Raw genomic sequence first — 17636 nt, 5'->3', positions numbered from 1 at the left:
CTCATCGTTGCCCTCAGCCGGCCAGGTGGCCGGGTGCGTCGTCGTTCCCGCCACCGAGGACGAGGTCGACCCGCTGGAACTCCTTGAGGTCGCGGTAGCCGGTCTTGGCCATCGTGCGCCGCAGCGCGCCGAAGAGGTTGGTCCGCCCGTCGGCGGCCTCGGCCGGCCCGAGCAGCAGCTGCTCCAGCGTGCCGCGCGGCTCGGCGGCCCCGGAGGTGCCGCCGCGGGGCAGCCGCGGGTGCGCGGCGACGGAGTCCCACCACACGCCGCCGGCCGGCGCCTCGCTCGCCGCCCGCAGCGGCTCGCCCAGCTGGACGGCGTCGGCGCCGCAGGCCAGCGCGCGGGCGATCGCGCCGCTGGTCTCGATCCGGCCGTTGGCGATGACGTGCACGTACCGGCCGCCGGTCTCGTCGAGGTAGTCGCGGCGGGCCGCGGCGGCGTCGGCGATCGCGCTGGCCAGCGGCACCCGGATGCCCATGACGGCGTCGGCCGTGGACCAGCTGTCGGCGCCGACGCCGACGATCACGCCGGCGGCACCGGTGCGCATCAGGTGCAGCGCGGTCTGGTAGTCGGCCGCGCCACCGACGATCACCGGGACGTCGAGGTCGGCGATGAACTCCTTGAGGTTCAGCGCCTCACCCGCCGTCGTCACGTGCTCGGCGGAGACGATCGTGCCCTGGATGACCAGCAGGTCGACACCGGCGGCCAGGATCGTCGGCGCCAGCTGCTGGGTGTGCTGCGGGGAGACCCGGATCGCCGTGGTCACCCCCGAGTCGCGCAGCTCCTTGACCCGGGCGGTGACCAGGTCGGGCTTCACCGGCTCGGCGTAGACCTCCTGCAGCAGGGCGGTCGGCGGCCCGCTGTCCGGGCCGGCGGCCTCCCGCAGCCGGCGGTAGACGTCGGTCGGGTCGTCGTAGCGGGTCCACAGGCCCTCGGCGTTGAGCACCCCGAGCCCACCGGCCTGACCGACCGCGATCGCGGTGGCCGGGCTGACCACGGCGTCGCTGGGGCTGGTGACCAGCGGCATCTCGAACCGGAAGGCGTCGATCTGCCAGGCGGTGGAGACGTCGTCGTGGTCCCGGGTGCGGCGCGAGGGGACGATCGACACCTCGTCCAGGTCGTAGCCCCGGCGGGCGAACCGGTTGAGGCCGATCTCGACGTTGTCGCGTACGGGCACGGTCACCGGCTCCGGTAGTTGGGGGCTTCGACGGTCATCTGGATGTCGTGCGGGTGGCTCTCGGTCAGCCCGGCGGCGGTGATCCGGGTGAGCTGGCCGTGCTCCTGCAGGTGGGCGACGGTCGGCGAACCGGCGTAGCCCATGCCCGCACGCAGCCCCCCGACCAGCTGGTGGGCGACCCCGGCCAGCGCACCGCGGTAGGGCACCTGGCCCTCGATGCCCTCGGGCACCAGCTTGTCGTCGCTGAGCACGTCGTCGGCGAAGTAGCGGTCCCGGCTGAAGGACTGGTTGCCGCGCTTCTGCATCGCCCCGAGGGAGCCCATGCCGCGGTAGGCCTTGAACTGCTTGCCGTTCATGAAGACCAGCTCACCGGGGGCCTCCTCGACACCGGCGAACAGGCTGCCGATCATCACCGTGTCGGCGCCGGCGACCAGCGCCTTGACGATGTCACCGGAGTAGTGGAGCCCGCCGTCGGCGATGACCGGCACACCGGCCGGCCGGGCGGCGAGGCTGGCCTCGTACACGGCGGTCAGCTGCGGGACGCCGACCCCGGCGACCACGCGGGTGGTGCAGATCGACCCCGGGCCGACCCCGACCTTGACCGCGTCGACCCCGGCGTCGACCAGCGCCTGGGAGCCGGCGCGGGTGGCCACGTTGCCGCCGATGACCTGGACGCCGCCCTCGCCACCGAACTCCCGCTTCACCCGGGCGACCATCTCCAGCACCGCACGCTGGTGCCCGTGCGCGGTGTCGACGACGACCACGTCGACGCCGGCGTCGACCAGCAGGCCCACCCGCTTGTAGGCGTCCTCACCGACGCCGACCGCGGCCGCCACGGCCAGCCGGCCGTCGGCGTCCTTGGTGGCCAGCGGGAACTGGTCGCGCTTGACGAAGTCCTTGACCGTGATCAGCCCGCGCAGCCGCCCGGCGTCGTCGACCAGCGGCAGCTTCTCGATCTTGTGCTGCTTGAGCAGCGCCAGCGCCTGCTCCGGGTCCACGCCCACGGGCGCGGTGACCAGCGGCATCGGCGTCATCACGTCGCGGACGAGCCGGTTCTGGTCGGTCTCGAACCGCATGTCGCGGTTGGTGACCATGCCGACGAGCACGCCGTCGGCATCGACCACCGGCGCACCGGAGATGCGGTACCGGCCCGACAGCGCGTCGACCTCGGCCAGGGTGTTGTCCGGCGAGCAGGTGACCGGGTTGGTGACCATGCCCGACTCCGACCGCTTCACCAGGTCCACCTGGCCGGCCTGGTCCTCGGCCGCGAGGTTGCGGTGCAGCACGCCGATGCCACCGACGCGGGCCATGGCGATCGCCATCCGCGACTCGGTCACGGTGTCCATCGCCGAGGACACCAGCGGGATGGCCAGCCGCAGGCCGCGGGTCAGCCGGGCGCTGGTGTCCACCTCGGCGGGCACGACGTCCGAGGGCCCGGGGACGAGCAGGACGTCGTCGTAGGTCAGCCCCAGCGGGGCGAACTTGGCCGGCAGTTCGGGGATGCGCTCATCGGGCTGCACGTGTCGCCACCCTCTCGGAGTTGGTGGTGGAGCGCCGCCGACGGCGCAGGGGGACCATCCCGATCGTAGGCGGAGGCCCCAGCGCCGCCGTTCCCCCGTTACCGTTGTCCGTCGGACGCCGTCCCCGCTGGTCGCCAGCGGGTGCCGGCACGGCCACACGAGCAGGCACCGGCGAGGAGGACACGTGGACGCGTGGGACGACGCAGCTGACGGGTTCCCCGACCACGACCGCGACTTCGGCGCGGACTTCGGGGACCACGCCGGCCATCCGCCGCTGACCATGGAGGAGCGGGCGGGGGTGCTCGACGACCTCGCCGAGCTAGAGGTCTTCCGCACCCTGCTGGAGCCCACGGGCGTCAAGGGCATCGTCGTCGACTGCCCGGACTGCCAGGAGGAGCACCACGTCGACTGGGCGCTGATGCAGGCCAACCTGCGCCAGCTGCTCGACGAGGGGCAGACCGGGCGGCACGAGCCGCCGTTCGACCCGGACCCCGACGACTACGTCAGCTGGGACTACGCCAGCGGCTACGCGGACGGGATCGCGGCGCTCGCCGAGCGCGAGGAGCCGACCGGCCGGCACGGCACCGGCCGGCACGCCCGCGAGGAGTGAGCCGGGTCCTTCCTCAGGTCATCATGCCGCGGCGGAAGCCGGTGGCGACCGCCTCGGCACGGTCCTTCGCGCCCAGCTTGCGGAACAGCCGCCGGGCGTGGGTCTTGATGGTGTCCTCGGACAGGTAGAGCTCCCGGCCGATCTGGGCGTTGCTCTTGCCCTGGCTCATGCCGGTGAGCACCTGCATCTCGCGCATCGACAGTGCGACGGCGGGGGTCTCGGGGACGGTCGAGCGGACGGTGGTCGGGGCCAGCCCGGCCAGCGGGGTCGCCCCGCCCCAGGAGGGCCCGGACGACGGTCCACCCGCACCGGCCAGCACCTGGTGCGGTGAACGGGGCGCGGGGGCCAGCGCCGGCGGACGGCCGGGCTCGCTGCGCATGCCGGTGCGGGAGAGCCCCAGACCGAGCTCCAGCGGGCTGGCGTCCCAGCGCAGGTAGCCGCGGGCACCGGCGGCGACCGCGGCGCGCACGGAGTCGGCGTCGTCGGGGGCCCCGAGCACCAGCACCCGCAGGGCGGGGTGGGCACGGAGGACCTGGGTGGCGACCGACAGGCCGCTGTCGGTCGCCCGCTGGGTGCCGACCAGCAGGACGTCGGGCAGCCGGTTGTCCAGCCGGGCCATCAGCGAGGCCGGGTCACCGACCGCCTCGACGCGGCTGACGAAGGGCAGGGCGAGGAGCCGGGCGGCCACCTCGTCGCGCACCCGGCGACGCTCGTCGAACACCCAGACGACGGCGCCCGTGCCGCCGTTCCCGCGCATCCTGTCCTCGATCACCGCGTGCTCCCGTTCTGCGCCGGCTGGGGGCCGGTGCGTACCGGTCCGGGCGAGACCCGGTCCGATGGCCGGGAACGAGGTGCGCCCCGCTCCCGGGGGTGCCGCCACCACCGACCCCCGGACGGGTGTCGGGGGGTCCCCCACCCCGGTGGTCGGCACTCCCTGTGACCACCTTGATCGCCCGAGTGACCGGTGGACAGCGCCCGTCACCCTCGGGGGTGAGAGCCGGGCGGCCGACGTCCGCCGGGCCCGACGCGATGCACATCCCGGCAGATCTCGCACGACGAAACGTGATCAGCCGTGTTTGCCGCCCATCGCGCGGGGGCACCCGCTGCTCCGTGACCGGGCAGACCCCCCGGTGCATCCGAGCCGAGGAGGTCCAATGGCCGACATCCGCCGACTGCCCACCCCCGTCGCCGAGGTCTGGGACTGGCAGCTGCACGGCGCCTGCCGGGGCGAGAGCACCTCGCTGTTCTTCCACCCCGACGGCGAGCGCGGCCCGGCGCGCGCCCGCCGCCAGGCCGCCGCCAAGGCCGTCTGCGGAACGTGCCCCGTCATCGACGCGTGCCTCAAGCACGCGCTCGCCGTCCGTGAGCCCTACGGGGTCTGGGGCGGCATGAGCGAGGAGGAGCGGGCACGGCTGATCGCCGCCGAGCCCGCAGCCATCGCCGCCGGGGTCTGAGCACCGGGGTCTGCGCCGCTGGGCGGGGGGACCTCCACCGCCCACCAACGCCGAGAGGGCCGGTCCGACATCACGTCGGACCGGCCCTCTCGGCTTGTGCAGCCGGTGCCCGCCCGGAGGCGGGCACCGGCCGTCGGCCCCGCTCTCCTCACCCCGAGCCTGCGAGGGGTGAGGAGAGCGGGGTCCTTTCAGTGGCTGTGCCCGTGCCCGTGCGAGTGGCCGTGGGTGTGGTGGCCGCCGTCGGCGGACTCCTCCTCGACCGGGGCCTCGACGACGGCGGAGTCGGTGGTGAGCACCATCGCCGCGATCGAGGTGGCGTGCGCCAGCGCGGCCTTGGTCACCTTGACCGGGTCGATGACGCCCTGGGCGGCCAGGTCGCCGTACTCGCCGGTGGCGGCGTTGAAGCCCTGCCCCGTGCCGGCCTCGCGGACCTTGCCGACGACGACGGGGCCCTCGAAGCCGGCATTGGCCGCGATCAGCGACAACGGGGCGTCCAGCGCCTTGCGCACCGACCGGGCGCCGGTGAGCTCGTCGCCGGACAGCTCCAGGGAGTCGATCGCGGTCGCGGCGTGCACCAGCGCGGAGCCGCCCCCGGGGACGACGCCCTCCTCCACCGCGGCGCGGGTGGCGGCGATGGCGTCCTCGATCCGGTGCTTGCGCTCCTTCATCTCGACCTCGGTCGCCGCACCGACCCGGATGACCGCGATGCCGCCGGCCAGCTTGGCCAGCCGCTCCTGCAGCTTCTCCCGGTCCCAGTCGGAGTCGGTGGCCTCGATCTCCTTGCGGATCTGCGCGACCCGGTCGCTGACGGCGCTGCTGGTGCCGCCACCGTCGACGAGGGTGGTGTCGTCCTTGGTGACGACGACGCGCCGGGCGGTGCCGAGCACCTCCAGGCCGACGGAGTCCAGGGACAGGCCGACGTCCTCGCTGACGACCTGACCGCCGGTGACGACCGCGAGGTCGGTCATGAACGCCGTGCGCCGGTCACCGAAGAAGGGCGACTTGACCGCCACGACCTTCACGGTCTTGCGGATGGAGTTGACCACCAGGGTGGACAGCGCCTCGCCCTCGACGTCCTCGGCGACGATCAGCAGCGGGCGGCCACCGGTCGACAGCACCTTCTCCAGCAGCGGCAGCAGGTCGGCCAGCGCGGAGATCTTGCCCTGCACGAGCAGCACGAGGGCGTCCTCCAGGACCGCCTCCTGCTCCTCGGTGTCGGTGACGAAGTAGGGCGAGAGGTAGCCCTTGTCGAACTGGACGCCCTCGGTGACGTCCAGCTCGGTGGTCATCCCGTTGGCCTCTTCGACGGTGATGACGCCGTCCTTGCCGACCCGCTCGAACGCCTCGCCGATCAGCTCGCCGACCTCGGCGTCCTGCGCGGAGATGGTGGCGACGCCGGCGATGGCCGGCCGGTCGTCGACCGGGATGGCCACCGCGTCCAGGGCCGCGTGCACGGCGTCGACGGCCGCCCGCATGCCGCGGCCCAGCGCCATCGGGTTGGCGCCGGCGGCGACGTTGCGCATGCCCTCGTGGACCAGCGCCTGGGCGAGCACGGTCGCGGTGGTGGTGCCGTCACCGGCGACGTCGTTGGTCTTGGTGGCGACGTTCTTCGCCAGCTGCGCGCCGAGGTCCTCGAAGGGGTCCTCGAGGTCGATCTCGCGGGCGATGGTGACACCGTCGTTGGTGATCGTCGGGGCGCCGAACTTCTTGTCGATCACCACGTTGCGGCCGCGGGGGCCGAGGGTGACCTTGACGGCGTCGGCGAGCTTGTCGACGCCGCGCTCGAGGGCGCGCCGGGCGTCCTCGTCGAACAGGATGATCTTGGCCATTGCCAGACCTCTCTCAGGGTGCTGCAGGGGAGAACGGGGCAGACGACGACCGCCCCGGGACCCGGAGGTTCGGGTCGCCGGGGCGGACGTTCGGAGCGCGAGCGGCGATGAACGCGTCACCAGCCGCCGGCCCTCCTGCAGGGGCCCACCGCGAGCTTGCGAGCGGTGGGGGGCAGGAGGGCCCTTTACTTCTCGACGACGGCGAGCAGGTCGCGGGCGGACAGGACGAGGTAGTCCTCGCCGCCGTAGCGCACCTCGGTGCCGCCGTACTTCGAGTAGATGACCACGTCGCCGACGTTCACGTCGAGCGGGACCCGGTTGCCGTTGTCGTCGACGCGGCCGGGGCCGACGGCGACGACGGTGCCCTCCTGGGGCTTCTCCTTGGCGGTGTCCGGGATGACCAGACCGGAGGCGGTGGTGGTCTCGGCCTCGTTGGCCTGGACCACGACCCGGTCCTCGAGCGGCTTGATGTTGACCTTGGTAGCGGTCGTCACGTGGTGACGCCCCCTTCGGTGTCGGACGGGTACTCGGAAGGTCGTGCGGTGGTGCAGATGCTGTGGCACGGAGTCGCGGGAGCTGCCGTCGCGGGGGTCAGCCACCGGCCGTGTCGCTGGCACTCTACCCATGCGAGTGCCAGCCGCTCAACCGGGTCGCCCGCCCGGGCGACAGGGTCGTGCGCCAGGCTGGTGGCCGTGTCCAGCGCGCACCAGCAGGCCGGGGCGGGCGACCCGGCCGCCGAGACGGTCCGCCAGCTGCGCGACGTCGCCACCCCCGCCGGCACCGCCGCCCTGCAGCGCGCGGCCGCGCTGCTGGCCGAGCGGACCGATGCCGTCGCCGCGCTGACCCGGCTGCGCGCCGAGGTGGGCGTGGACCTCGCCGGGCCGGCGTGGGGCTTCGCCCGCCAGCGGGAGCGTGCCCGGGTCACCTTCGGCGCCGACGCCGACCGGCTGCTCTTCACCGGCGACACCCTGGAGCAGGCCGGCCGCCCGGTGCTGGCGAACCGGCGCGCACACCGGCTCCTGGCCGGTGGCGCTGCAGCCGTCGCCGACCTGGGGTGCGCCGCGGGCACCGACACGATCGCGCTGGCCCGTGCGGGCGCCCGGGTGCTGGCGGTCGACCGGGACCCGGTCGCCCGGGAGCTCACCACCCTCAACACCGCGGCGCTGGGGCTGGCCGACCGGGTGCAGGTCGTCGACGCCGACGTCGTCGACCTGGTGGCCGCCGCCACCGACGGCCGGGTGGCCGGGTGCGACGCCGCCGTCCTGGACCCGGCCCGCCGGGCCGGCGGGCGGCGGGTGATGGACCCCGACCGCTGGTCACCGCCCTGGGCGACGGTGTCCCGGCTGCTCGACGTGCTGCCCACCGGCGTGGTCAAGGTGGCACCGGGGCTGGACCACGAGCGGGTGCCGGCCGGCGTCGAGGCCGAGTGGGTCTCCGCCGGCGGGTCGATCGTGGAGGCGCTGCTGTGGGGCCGTGGGGTCTCGGCGACCTGGCGCCGGGCGGCCCAGCTGCAGCCCGACGGGACCGTGCGGGAGCTGACCGCCGCCGTCGACCCCGGGCTCGCCCCCGTCGCCCCGGTCCGGGACTGGCTGCACGAGCCGGACCCGGCGGTGATCCGCTCCGGACTGGTCGCGCTGGTCGCCGACCAGCTCGGCGCCACCGGCGTCGACCCCACCATCGCCTACCTGACCTCCGACGCCCCGGCGGACTCCCCCTGGGTCAGCTCGCTGCGGGTCACCGAGGTGCTGCCGTTCAACCTCAAGAAGCTGAAGGCGCTGCTGCGCGCCCGCGGCGTCGGCCGGGTCACGGTGAAGAAGCGCGGGTCGGCGATCGAGCCGGAGACGCTGGCGCGGCAGCTGCGCGGCCCGGGCAGCGGGACGGCGGTCGTCGTCGTCACCCGGGTCGCCGGCGCACCGACCGTGCTCGTCTGCGACCCGCCCTGACCCGCGGCCTCGTCCAGAGGCTCGCCCCGAGCCTGCGAGGGGTGAGGAGGACGAGGTCCTTCTTCAGCGGCTGACGACCTCGATCGGCAGGGAGCTGTCCGCGCCCAGGTCGATCCGCGAGGCGGTGACCCCGGCCTCGGCCAGCCGCGAACCGAGCGCGGCCACCATCGCGCCGTTGTCGGTGCACAGCCGCGGGCTGGGCGTGCGCAGCACGATCCCGGCCGCGTCGCAGCGCTCCTGGGCCAGCGCGCGCAGCCGGGAGTTGGCCGCCACTCCCCCGCCGATGACCAGGTGGTCGACGCCGTGGTCGCGGCAGGCCCGCACCGCCTTCGCGGTCAGCACGTCGACCACGGCCTCCTGGAAGGCGGCGGCGACGTCGGCCACCGGCACCGGCTCACCGGCCCGCTGGCGCGCCTCCACCCACCGGGCGACCGCCGTCTTCAGGCCGGAGAAGGAGAAGTCGTAGGCGGCGTCCCGCGGTCCGGTGAGCCCCCGCGGGAACGGGATGGACGACGGGTCGCCGTCCCGCGCGGCGCGGTCGATCGGCGGGCCGCCGGGGAAGGGCAGGCCGAGGACCCGGGCCACCTTGTCGAACGCCTCGCCCGCGGCGTCGTCGATCGTGCGGCCCAGCTCCTTCACGTCCTGGGTCAGGTCGGGCACGAGCAGCAGCGAGCTGTGCCCGCCGGAGACGAGCATCGCCAGCGAGGGCTCGGCCAGCCGGCCGTGCTCCAGCTCGTCGACGGCGACGTGCGCGGCGAGGTGGTTGACCCCGTACAGCGGCACGTCCAGCGCCAGCGCGTACGCCTTCGCCGCCGCCACCCCGACCAGCAGCGCCCCGGTCAGGCCCGGCCCGGCGGTCACCGCGACGGCGTCGACGTCGCCGAGGGCGACCCCGGCGTCGGCCAGCGCCCGGTGCACCGTGGGGACCATCGCCTCCAGGTGCGCCCGGGAGGCGATCTCCGGGACCACGCCGCCGAAGCGCTCGTGCTCGGCCATGCTCGTCGCCAGCGCGTCGGACAGCAGCGTCTGCCCGCGCACCAACCCGATGCCGGTCTCGTCGCACGAGGTCTCGAACCCCAGCACCAGCGGCTGGCTCATGACCGCACCTCCCGTTGCATCACGACCGCGTCGGCCCCGCTGAGCGGGTAGTAGTGCGGCCGCCGGCCGATCTCGGTGAAGCCGCGGCGGGCGTAGAACGCCTGGGTGGCCGCGTCGTCGGCGCGCACCTCCAGCAGCACCGGGGTGGGCCGCCGGTCAGCCTCGGCCAGCAGGGTGTCCAGCAGCAGCGCCCCGATCCCCTCCCCCTGCCGTGCGCCGGTGACCCCGATCGTGGCGATGTGCGCCTCGTCGTCGTAGGCGATCAGCCCGGCGTAGCCCACCACGGTGTCCGTCTCGTCCACGGCGACCAGGTAGCGCCGGGTGTCCGGGCGGGCCAGCTCGTCGCGGTACATCCACTCGGTCCAGGTGTCCGGGGCGAAGAGCTCCTCCTCCAGCTCCATCACCCGCGGCAGGTCCGCCTCGGACATCGCGCGGAGCCGGACGGTCACTGGCTGACCACCTTGCGGGCGGCGGGCGGCACGGCGTCGGGGCGGCGCAGGTACAGCGGTTCCAGCGGCGCGGGCGCAGAGCCGAACGACGGGGCCGCGGCGCGCAGCAGACCCGCCGTCGTGACCTCCGCGGCGGTGACGTGGTGGCCCAGCCGCTCGGCGAACCGGACGTCGCCCACCACCGGGTCGGTCACCGGGGCGTCCTCGGGCCGGTCCACCCCCGGGCCGGCGATCCGCCGGCCGTCGGCGCCGTAGGTGGCCCAGTGGACCTCCTTGCGCCGGGCGTCGGTGACCACCGACCGGGCGCCGTCGCCGACGGCGTCCAACGAGCAGACGCCGTGCACCGGCAGCCCGCGGGCGTCGCCGAGCGCCGCGGCGGTGACCACGCCGACCCGCAGCCCGGTGAACGGACCGGGCCCGAGGCCGACGACGAGCGCGTCCAGGTCGCGCATCGCGAGCCCGGCCTCGGTCAGCACCTCGCGGACCGCGGGGGTGAGCAGCTCGGCATGCCGGTTGCCCGAGGCGACGGCGCGCTCGGCGAGCACCTCGGCGCCCTGCTCCCCCGACCAGCGCGCCAGACCGACGACGAGGGTCGGGGTGGCGGTGTCGAGGGCGAGGACCAGCACGACCGACGAGGGTAGCCGCCGCGTCCGGCCGCGCCGCCTGCCGCTCAGATCAGCCCGTGGGCGTGCACCGCCTCGGCCACCTGGAGGAAGCCCGCGACGTTCGCCCCCAGCGCGAGGTCGCCGGGTGAGCCGTACTCCTCGGCCGTCTCGTGGCAGCGGGCGTGGATGCTGCGCATGACCTCCTCCAGCCGGTTCTCGGTGTGCTCGAAGGTCCACCGGTCCCGGGAGGCGTTCTGCTGCATCTCCAGCGCCGAGGTGGCGACCCCGCCGGCGTTGGCCGCCTTGCCCGGGGCGAATGCCACCCCGGCCTCGCGGAAGAGGCGCACGGCCTCCGGGGTGGCGGGCATGTTCGCGCCCTCGACGACGTAGCGGCAGCCGTTGCGGGCCAGCGCCACCGCGGCGTCGCCGTCGAGCTCGTTCTGGGTCGCGCTCGGCAGCGCGATGTCACAGGGGACGTCCCAGATGCTGCCCCCGGCGACGAAGCGTGCCGAGGGGACCCGCGCCGCGTAGGCGTCGATCCGGGCGCGCTGGACCTCCTTGACGTCCTTGAGGACCTCGAGGTCGATGCCCCGCTCGTCGACGACGTAGCCGCTGGAGTCCGAGCAGGCGACGACCGTGCCCCCCAGCTGGTGCACCTTCTCGATGCCGTAGACCGCGACGTTGCCGGAGCCGGAGACAGTGACCCGCTTCCCGTCCAACGACTCGCCCCGCACCCGGAGCATCTCGGCGGCGAAGAAGGCGGCGCCGTACCCGGTGGCCTCGGTGCGCACCAGCGCACCTCCCCAGCCCAGGCCCTTGCCGGTGAGCACCCCGGACTCGTACCGGTTGGTGATCCGCTTGTACTGGCCGAAGAGGTAGCCGATCTCCCGCGCCCCCACCCCGATGTCACCGGCCGGTACGTCGGTGTACTCCCCCAGGTGCCGGTACAGCTCGGTCATGAAGGACTGGCAGAAGCGCATGACCTCGGCGTCGGACCGGCCCTTCGGGTCGAAGTCCGCACCGCCCTTGCCGCCGCCGATCGGCATCCCGGTGAGCGCGTTCTTGAAGACCTGCTCGAACCCGAGGAACTTGACGATGCCCAGGTTCACCGAGGGGTGGAAGCGCAGACCGCCCTTGTAGGGGCCCAGCGCCGAGTTGAACTCGACCCGGAAGCCGCGGTTGATGTGCACCTCACCGCGGTCGTCCTGCCAGGGGACGCGGAAGATGACCTGCCGCTCGGGCTCGCAGATCCGCTCGACGGTCTTCATCTCCGTGTACTCGCGGTGGCGCGAGAGCACCACGGCGAGGGAGTCGAGCACCTCGCGCACCGCCTGGTGGAACTCCGTCTCACCAGGGTTGCGGTGCAGGACCTCCTCGTAGATGCGCTCGGTCACCGACTGTCCGCTCACAGGCCCTCCGCTCCTCCGACCAGCAGAGCACGAACCGCCGCCGGACGACCCGTCCGCGCGTGCTGCTCCCCCCGTGGACGGTACGAGCCGGCGTGTCCGCAGTCACGTCCGCCCCGGGGCCAGCCGCCGCTCCCACCCCGCCCCCACCGGGACCAGGCGGGCGGTGCGCACGTCGTCGTCCCGGCGGTCCAGCTCGACGACCAGGTGCTCGTCGGCGAGCTGCTCGACCAGGCCGTGGCCCCACTCGACCACGGTCACCGCCTCGTCGGTGGTGGCGTCGAGGTCCAGGTCGTCGACGTCGGCCATGCCGCCGAGCCGGTAGGCGTCCACGTGCACCAGCGGCACCCGCCCGCCGCGGTGCACCCGGGCCAGCACGAACGTCGGGGAGGTGACCGGCCCGCGCACACCGAGCCCGGCACCGATGCCCTGGGTGAGCGCGGTCTTGCCGGCGCCCAGCGGGCCGGCGAGCACCACGAGGTCGCCGGCCCGCAGCAGCCCGGCGAGCTCGCGGCCCAGGGCGTGCGTGTCCGCGGGGGTGGGGAGCAGGTGCTCGCGCTTCACAGCGTGCCCGCCACGGCGCGCAGGTCGGCCAGCAGCCCGGCGCGCGGCGCCCCGTTCGGCCCGAACCGGATCGCCGCCGACGGGTGGTAGGTGGCCCACACCGCCCGGCCGTCGACCTCGTGCGCCCGGCCGCGGACCTGGCCCAGCACCGTGCGCGGCCCGAGGAACCACTTCGCCGAGGAGAGCCCGAGCGCCACCACCACCCGGGCGTCGAGCAGCTCGAGCTGGCGGCGCAGCCAGCCGCTGCAGCGCGCCACCTCCGGCGCCTTCGGGGTGCGGTTGGCCGGCGGCCGGCACTTCACGATGTTGAGCACCGCGGCGTCCGCCCGGTCCAGCCCCGCCTCGCCCAGGAGCTGGTCCAGCAGCGCACCGGACCGGCCGACGAAGGGCCGGCCCGTCTCGTCCTCGGTCGCGCCGGGGGCCTCGCCCACCAGCACCAGCCGTGGCCGGCCCGTCACCGGCACGTCCCCGACGACGACGTGCTGCCGGGTGGCGGCCAGCTCGGGACAGGCCACGCACGAGCGGGCGACCCCGGCCAGCGCCGCCCAGTCCGGTGCGGCCCCGGCGGTACGGGCCACCTCGTCGGCGGCCGCGTCGAGGCGGGGCGGTCGGAGGGCGGCCACGCGGAGCACCCTACGACCGGTGACCCGAGGTCACGCGCTGCGGGACCCCCGCTCGGCGTCCACCCGGCGCAGCAGCGCCGACAGCGCCGCCGTCACCTGCTCGGGGTGCTCGAGCAGCACCAGGTGCCCGGCGTCGGGGACGACGACGAAGTCCACGCCGTGCTCGTCCCGGCCCAGCTCCCGCACGATCAGCTCGCTGTGCTCCGCGGGGATCATCCGGTCGGTGTCGCCGGTGAGCACCAGCACCGGCACCCGGCGCAGCGGCTCGATCGCCCCGCTCTGGTCCAGGCCCACCAGCGCCGGGTAGAACTCGGCGATCACGTCGACCGGGGTGCCGGCGATCATCGCGTCGACGTAGTGCCCCAGCGCCGGGTCGACGTCGGTGGAGGAGAACGACAGCGCCCGGGTCGCGGCGGAGACGACGTCCTTGGCCAGCCGGCGGGTGTGCTCGGCGATCCCCGGGCGGCGGCGCATCGTCCACGCGGCCAGCGGCAGGACCGCCGTCCGCACCCGGGTGAGCAGGTGCGGCAGCCCGAAGTCCAGGTCGGCCAGGTTGCCGCTGGAGGTGGAGACCAGCGCGGCACCCACCACCCGGTCGCCGAACAGCTCGGGACGACGGCGGGCGAACGCCAGCAGGGTCATCCCGCCCATGGAGTGGCCGACCAGCACCACCGGCCCGCGGGGCACCCGGGCGGTGAGCACCGCCTCCAGGTCCGCACCCAGCTGCTCGATGGTGGCGTGCGCGGCGTCGCCCCGGCCGGAGGTGCCGTGTCCGCGCTGGTCGTAGAAGACCAGCCGGGCCGTCGGCCGGTGGCCGTTGGCGGTGGCCAGCCGCTCCCCGAGGTCACGGCGCTGGAACGTCCAGGAGTGCATCGACAGCGCGTAACCGTGGGCGAAGACGACGGTCAACGGGGCGTCGAGCGGTCCGACCTCCTCCACGGTCAGCTGCACGCCGTCGTCGGCCTCGACGTGCACCGTCCGGTCGGCCGGGCGGCGGCCCAGGCCCAGCGGGTCCTGCTCGCGCAGCTGCCGGCCGGACTCCCGGTCGACGTCGGGCACCTGGCCGGCCAGCCGCTCGGCGCGCACCCGGGCGGTGGCTGCGCGGGTCGCGGTGACCCCGACCGCGGTGCCCGCCGCGGCCAGCCCGAGCACCGCACCGACCAGGCCGACGGTGCGGCCACGGGGCAGGTGCAGGTGGTGCGGCTGCTGGGGGTGGCGGTTCGCGGCCGCCATCAGGCCGCCCCCGCCGTGCCGACGTGCCGGCGGGTGAAGCGGCCGCCGACCCGGGTGACGAGCTCGTAGTGGATGGTGTCGAGGACGTCGGCCCAGTCCTGCGCCGTCGGCTCGCCGTCGGCGCCGGGTCCCCACAGCACCACCTGGTCGCCGGGGGCCACCGGGTCGTCGCCGACGTCGAGCACGAACTGGTCCATGCAGACCCGGCCGGCGATGGTGCGCCGCGCGCCGGCGGCCAGCACCGGAGCGCGGTTCCCCGCGGCCCGGGGCACCCCGTCGGCGTACCCGACCGGCACCAGGGCGAGCGTGGTCTCCCGGGCGGTGGCGTAGGTGTGCCCGTAGGAGACCCCCGCACCGGCGGGCACCCGCTTGGTCAGCGCGATCCGGGCCCGCACGGTCATCGCCGGGCGCAGCCCGTACTGGGCCGGGTCCCCGCCGAGCGGGTCCAGCCCGTAGACCGCGACGCCGGGCCGGACCATGTCGAACCACGTCTCCGGCAGGGCGATGGTGGCCGCCGAGTTGGCCAGGTGCCGGCGGGCGTCGGTCAGCCCGGCCGCCCGGGCCAGCGCCACGGCCTCCTCGAACACGTGCACCTGCCGCGCGATCGTGGGGTGCGTCGGAGCGTCGGCGTAGGCCAGGTGGCTCCACAGCCCGGTGACGACGAGCTCCCCCTCCGCCTGGGCGCGCGCCGCGGCCGCCACCAGCCCGGGCCAGGCCTCCGGCGTGGCGCCCTCCCGGGACAGCCCGGTGTCCGCGAACAACTGCACCCGCGCGGTGCGGCCGGCGGCTCGGGCGGCGTCCACCACCTCCGCCAGCGCCCACTCGGCGTTGACCGAGACCTCGACGTCGGCGGCCATCGCGGCGGCGTAGTCCTCCCCCGGCCCGTGCTGCCAGGACAGCAGCGGTGCGGTGACCCCGGCCGCGCGGAGCGCGAGCGCCTCCTCCAGCACGGTCACCCCCAGGGCGTCGGCCCCGCCGGCCAGCGCCGCGCGAGCGGCCGGCACCAGCCCGTGGCCGTACCCGTCGGCCTTCACCACGGCCATCAGCGGCCGGCCGACCCGCTCGCGCAGCACCGCGGTGTTCGCCGCGATGGCGTCCAGGTCGACCAGCACCTCGGCCCGGCTCTCGCCGGTCCGCCGGGGGGTCTGCTGCACCGTCGTCACGCGCCCACTCTCCCAGGCACCCCCGCTCAGGCGGGGGCACCGCCCCGGTACAGCCGGCCGACGGCCTCCGCCAGATGACGCACCAGGTCGCCGGCGACCAGTGGCCCGGCCGTGGCGGCCAGCTGACCCGCCCGGCCGTGCAGGTGCGCGGCGGTGGCGGCCGCCTCCACCGCCGGCAGCCCGGTGACCGGCGTCTGCGCCAGCACGGCACCGAGCACCCCGGAGAGCACGTCCCCGGTGCCCGCGGTCGCCAGCCAGGGGGTGCCGGTGCCGTTGACGAACGTCGTCCCCGCGGCATCCGCCACCACGGTCGCATCGCCCTTGAGCAGCACCGTGCAGCCCAGCTCGGCGGCGCCCCGGCGGGCGGCGGCCATCCGGTCGGGGCCGATCCCCTCCGCCTCGCCCGCCCAGGTGAAGATCCGGGCGAACTCCCGGTCGTGCGGGGTGAGCACGGTCGGCGCCGTGCGGTCGCGGACCAGCTCCGGGGCGGCGGCGACCATGGTCAGCGCGTCGGCGTCCACCACCACCGGGAGGTCGGTGGCGAGCACCTCGGCGAGCACGCTGCGCGCATCGTCGTCGGTGCCCATGCCCGGGCCGACCACCCAGGCCTGCACCCGGCCGGCGTCCCCCGGGCGCCCGGAGGTGACGATCGCCTCCGGCCAGGAGGCCCGGACCCCGTCGGCGGCGGTGCCGGCGTAGCGCACCAGCCCCGGGCGGGTGCGCAGCGCGGCGCCGGTGCACAGCACACCGGCCCCGGGGTAGGTGGCCGAGCCCGCGACGATCCCGACGACCCCGCCGCTGTACTTGTCGCTGTCCGGGGACGGCGGCTCGATCCGGGCCGCGGCGTCGGCGTCGGTCAGCTGCCGGGCGGCCGGCTCACCGAGGTGGGGGCGCAGCCCGATGTCGACCAGGTGCACCTGCCCGGCGTGCCGGCGGCCCTCGCCGACGACCAGCCCGGGCTTCACCGCACCGAAGGTCACCGTGTGCTGGGCCGGGAACACCTCCCCGGGCACCTCCCCGGTGTCGGCGGCGACCCCGCTGGGCAGGTCGACGGCGACGAGCAGGCCCGGCCCGGCGGCCGCCTGCTCGGCCAGGCGGGCCGCCGCCGGGCGCAGGCCACCGGAGCCGCCGATGCCGACGATCCCGTCGAGGACGAGGTCGGCGCGGTCCAGCCCGTTGTGCACGGGGTCGGTGACCCGGCCGCCGGCGCGGCGCAGTGCGGCCAGGCCGGCTGCGTGCGCGCGCTCGGGGTCCAGCAACACGGCGGTCACCTGCGCTCCCCGGCCGGCCAGGTGGGCGCCGGCGAACAGCGCGTCACCGCCGTTGTCACCGGCACCGACGAGCAGCACCACCCGCAACCCGTGCGCCCGGCCGGCCAGCCCGAGGCAGACCGTCGCCAGCCCGGTGGCGGCCCGCTGCATGAGCGTCCCGGGCGGCAGCGTCGCCATCAGCGCACGCTCCGCCGTCCGCACCTGGTCGGCGGTGTACAGCCCGATCACGGAGCACCCTCGGCGATGACCACGGCTGAGGCGATGCCCCCGTCGTGGCTCAACGACACGTGCCAGTGGCTGACGCCCAGCTCCGCGGCCCGCCGGGCGACCGTGCCGCGCACCTCCAGGTGCGGGCGGCCCCGGTCGCCGACGACGACCTCCGCGTCGTGCCAGTGCAGGTCACCCGGGGCGCCGAGGGCCTTCGCCAGCGCCTCCTTGGCCGCGAACCGGGCGGCCAGGGACTCCCCGCTCCGCGGGTCGCCCGCGGGGGTGCGCTGCTCGGCTGCGGTGAACAGCCGGTCCCGCAGACCGGGGGTGCGCTGCAACGACGCGGCGAACCGGTCGACCGGGCACACGTCGATGCCAACTCCGATGATCATGGTGACGTGCTGGAACGGCCCCTTCGCAGGGGCCCGCCGCGAGCTGGTGAGGCACTGGAACGGCCTTGGTGCAGGGGCCCGCGGCGAGCGGA

General features: G+C 75.4%; 18 protein-coding genes. 3 read left to right on the top strand and 15 right to left on the bottom strand.

The window, feature by feature from the left end; genetic code table 11:
* Positions 1-13 precede the first annotated feature (13 nt).
* Both ACI795_RS11735 and guaB read right to left on the bottom strand, forming a co-directional pair.
* Entirely contained in the window at positions 14-1183 is a 1170-nt protein-coding gene (locus ACI795_RS11735; RefSeq protein ID WP_457075679.1) for a GuaB3 family IMP dehydrogenase-related protein, read from the bottom strand.
* Entirely contained in the window at positions 1180-2697 is a 1518-nt protein-coding gene (guaB, locus tag ACI795_RS11730; protein WP_457075678.1) for an IMP dehydrogenase, read from the bottom strand. Before guaB ends, ACI795_RS11735 begins: the two co-directional genes overlap by 4 nt.
* Before the next feature lie 184 nt (positions 2698-2881).
* Here guaB and ACI795_RS11725 point away from each other — a divergent pair, with 184 nt between their 5' ends.
* Positions 2882-3307 carry a DUF5319 family protein gene (locus ACI795_RS11725; RefSeq protein WP_457075677.1) on the top strand — a complete coding sequence of 142 codons (426 nt, stop codon included), beginning with the start codon at positions 2882-2884 and terminating at the stop codon, positions 3305-3307.
* A 13-nt stretch (positions 3308-3320) separates the two neighbouring features.
* Here ACI795_RS11725 and ACI795_RS11720 read toward each other — a convergent pair whose 3' ends face one another.
* Positions 3321-4079 carry a response regulator transcription factor gene (locus ACI795_RS11720; RefSeq protein ID WP_457075676.1) on the bottom strand — a complete coding sequence of 253 codons (759 nt, stop codon included), beginning with the start codon at positions 4077-4079 and terminating at the stop codon, positions 3321-3323.
* A gap of 382 nt (positions 4080-4461) precedes the next feature.
* On the opposite strand from ACI795_RS11720, the gene ACI795_RS11715 reads away from it, so the two are divergent.
* Complete coding sequence (locus ACI795_RS11715) at positions 4462-4761, top strand: WhiB family transcriptional regulator (protein WP_457075675.1); 300 nt, start codon at positions 4462-4464, stop codon at positions 4759-4761.
* Between the two features lie 188 nt (positions 4762-4949).
* Here the strand turns inward: ACI795_RS11715 and groL are convergent, their stop codons facing one another.
* Positions 4950-6590, bottom strand: a complete 1641-nt coding sequence (gene groL, locus ACI795_RS11710; protein ID WP_457075674.1) for a chaperonin GroEL — start codon at positions 6588-6590, stop codon at positions 4950-4952.
* Between the two features lie 185 nt (positions 6591-6775).
* Positions 6776-7084, bottom strand: coding sequence for a co-chaperone GroES (gene groES / locus ACI795_RS11705; protein WP_036334331.1), 309 nt, complete (start codon positions 7082-7084; stop codon positions 6776-6778).
* Positions 7085-7282: 198 nt separating this feature from the next.
* On the opposite strand from groES, the gene ACI795_RS11700 reads away from it, so the two are divergent.
* Positions 7283-8533, top strand: coding sequence for a THUMP-like domain-containing protein (locus ACI795_RS11700; RefSeq protein ID WP_457075673.1), 1251 nt, complete (start codon positions 7283-7285; stop codon positions 8531-8533).
* A gap of 63 nt (positions 8534-8596) precedes the next feature.
* Here ACI795_RS11700 and tsaD read toward each other — a convergent pair whose 3' ends face one another.
* The 10 genes from tsaD to ACI795_RS11650 form a co-directional block, all read right to left on the bottom strand.
* Positions 8597-9631: a tRNA (adenosine(37)-N6)-threonylcarbamoyltransferase complex transferase subunit TsaD gene (tsaD, locus tag ACI795_RS11695; RefSeq protein ID WP_457075672.1), complete on the bottom strand. Its 1035-nt coding sequence runs from the start codon at positions 9629-9631 to the stop codon at positions 8597-8599.
* The gene (rimI, locus tag ACI795_RS11690; RefSeq protein WP_457075671.1) at positions 9628-10080 is read right to left on the bottom strand and encodes a ribosomal protein S18-alanine N-acetyltransferase; all 453 of its coding nucleotides are present in this window, start codon (positions 10078-10080) and stop codon (positions 9628-9630) included. Before rimI ends, tsaD begins: the two co-directional genes overlap by 4 nt.
* A complete protein-coding gene (gene tsaB / locus ACI795_RS11685; RefSeq protein WP_457075670.1) occupies positions 10077-10706 on the bottom strand; it encodes a tRNA (adenosine(37)-N6)-threonylcarbamoyltransferase complex dimerization subunit type 1 TsaB in 630 nt (209 codons plus the stop codon). The genes rimI and tsaB overlap by 4 nt, the downstream gene beginning before the upstream one ends.
* A gap of 44 nt (positions 10707-10750) precedes the next feature.
* Complete coding sequence (gene gdhA / locus ACI795_RS11680; RefSeq protein ID WP_457075669.1) at positions 10751-12079, bottom strand: NADP-specific glutamate dehydrogenase; 1329 nt, start codon at positions 12077-12079, stop codon at positions 10751-10753.
* A 117-nt stretch (positions 12080-12196) separates the two neighbouring features.
* On the bottom strand, positions 12197-12655 hold the full coding sequence (gene tsaE, locus ACI795_RS11675; RefSeq protein WP_457075668.1) for a tRNA (adenosine(37)-N6)-threonylcarbamoyltransferase complex ATPase subunit type 1 TsaE: 459 nt from the start codon (positions 12653-12655) through the stop codon (positions 12197-12199).
* On the bottom strand, positions 12652-13278 hold the full coding sequence (locus ACI795_RS11670) for a uracil-DNA glycosylase (protein WP_457075667.1): 627 nt from the start codon (positions 13276-13278) through the stop codon (positions 12652-12654). The genes tsaE and ACI795_RS11670 overlap by 4 nt, the downstream gene beginning before the upstream one ends.
* A gap of 30 nt (positions 13279-13308) precedes the next feature.
* Complete coding sequence (locus ACI795_RS11665) at positions 13309-14511, bottom strand: alpha/beta fold hydrolase (protein WP_457075666.1); 1203 nt, start codon at positions 14509-14511, stop codon at positions 13309-13311.
* On the bottom strand, positions 14511-15674 hold the full coding sequence (alr, locus tag ACI795_RS11660; RefSeq protein WP_457075665.1) for an alanine racemase: 1164 nt from the start codon (positions 15672-15674) through the stop codon (positions 14511-14513). The genes ACI795_RS11665 and alr overlap by 1 nt, the downstream gene beginning before the upstream one ends.
* A 26-nt stretch (positions 15675-15700) precedes the next feature.
* Complete coding sequence (locus tag ACI795_RS11655; RefSeq protein WP_457075664.1) at positions 15701-17173, bottom strand: NAD(P)H-hydrate dehydratase; 1473 nt, start codon at positions 17171-17173, stop codon at positions 15701-15703.
* The gene (locus tag ACI795_RS11650) at positions 17170-17544 is read right to left on the bottom strand and encodes a holo-ACP synthase (protein ID WP_457075663.1); all 375 of its coding nucleotides are present in this window, start codon (positions 17542-17544) and stop codon (positions 17170-17172) included. The genes ACI795_RS11655 and ACI795_RS11650 overlap by 4 nt, the downstream gene beginning before the upstream one ends.
* Between the last annotated feature and the right edge of the window lie 92 nt (positions 17545-17636).

The sequence above is a fragment of the Modestobacter sp. SYSU DS0290 genome (assembly GCF_054050955.1).
Note: the sequence above shows the minus strand (reverse complement) of the source record. Positions and strands in the feature narration are given on the sequence as shown.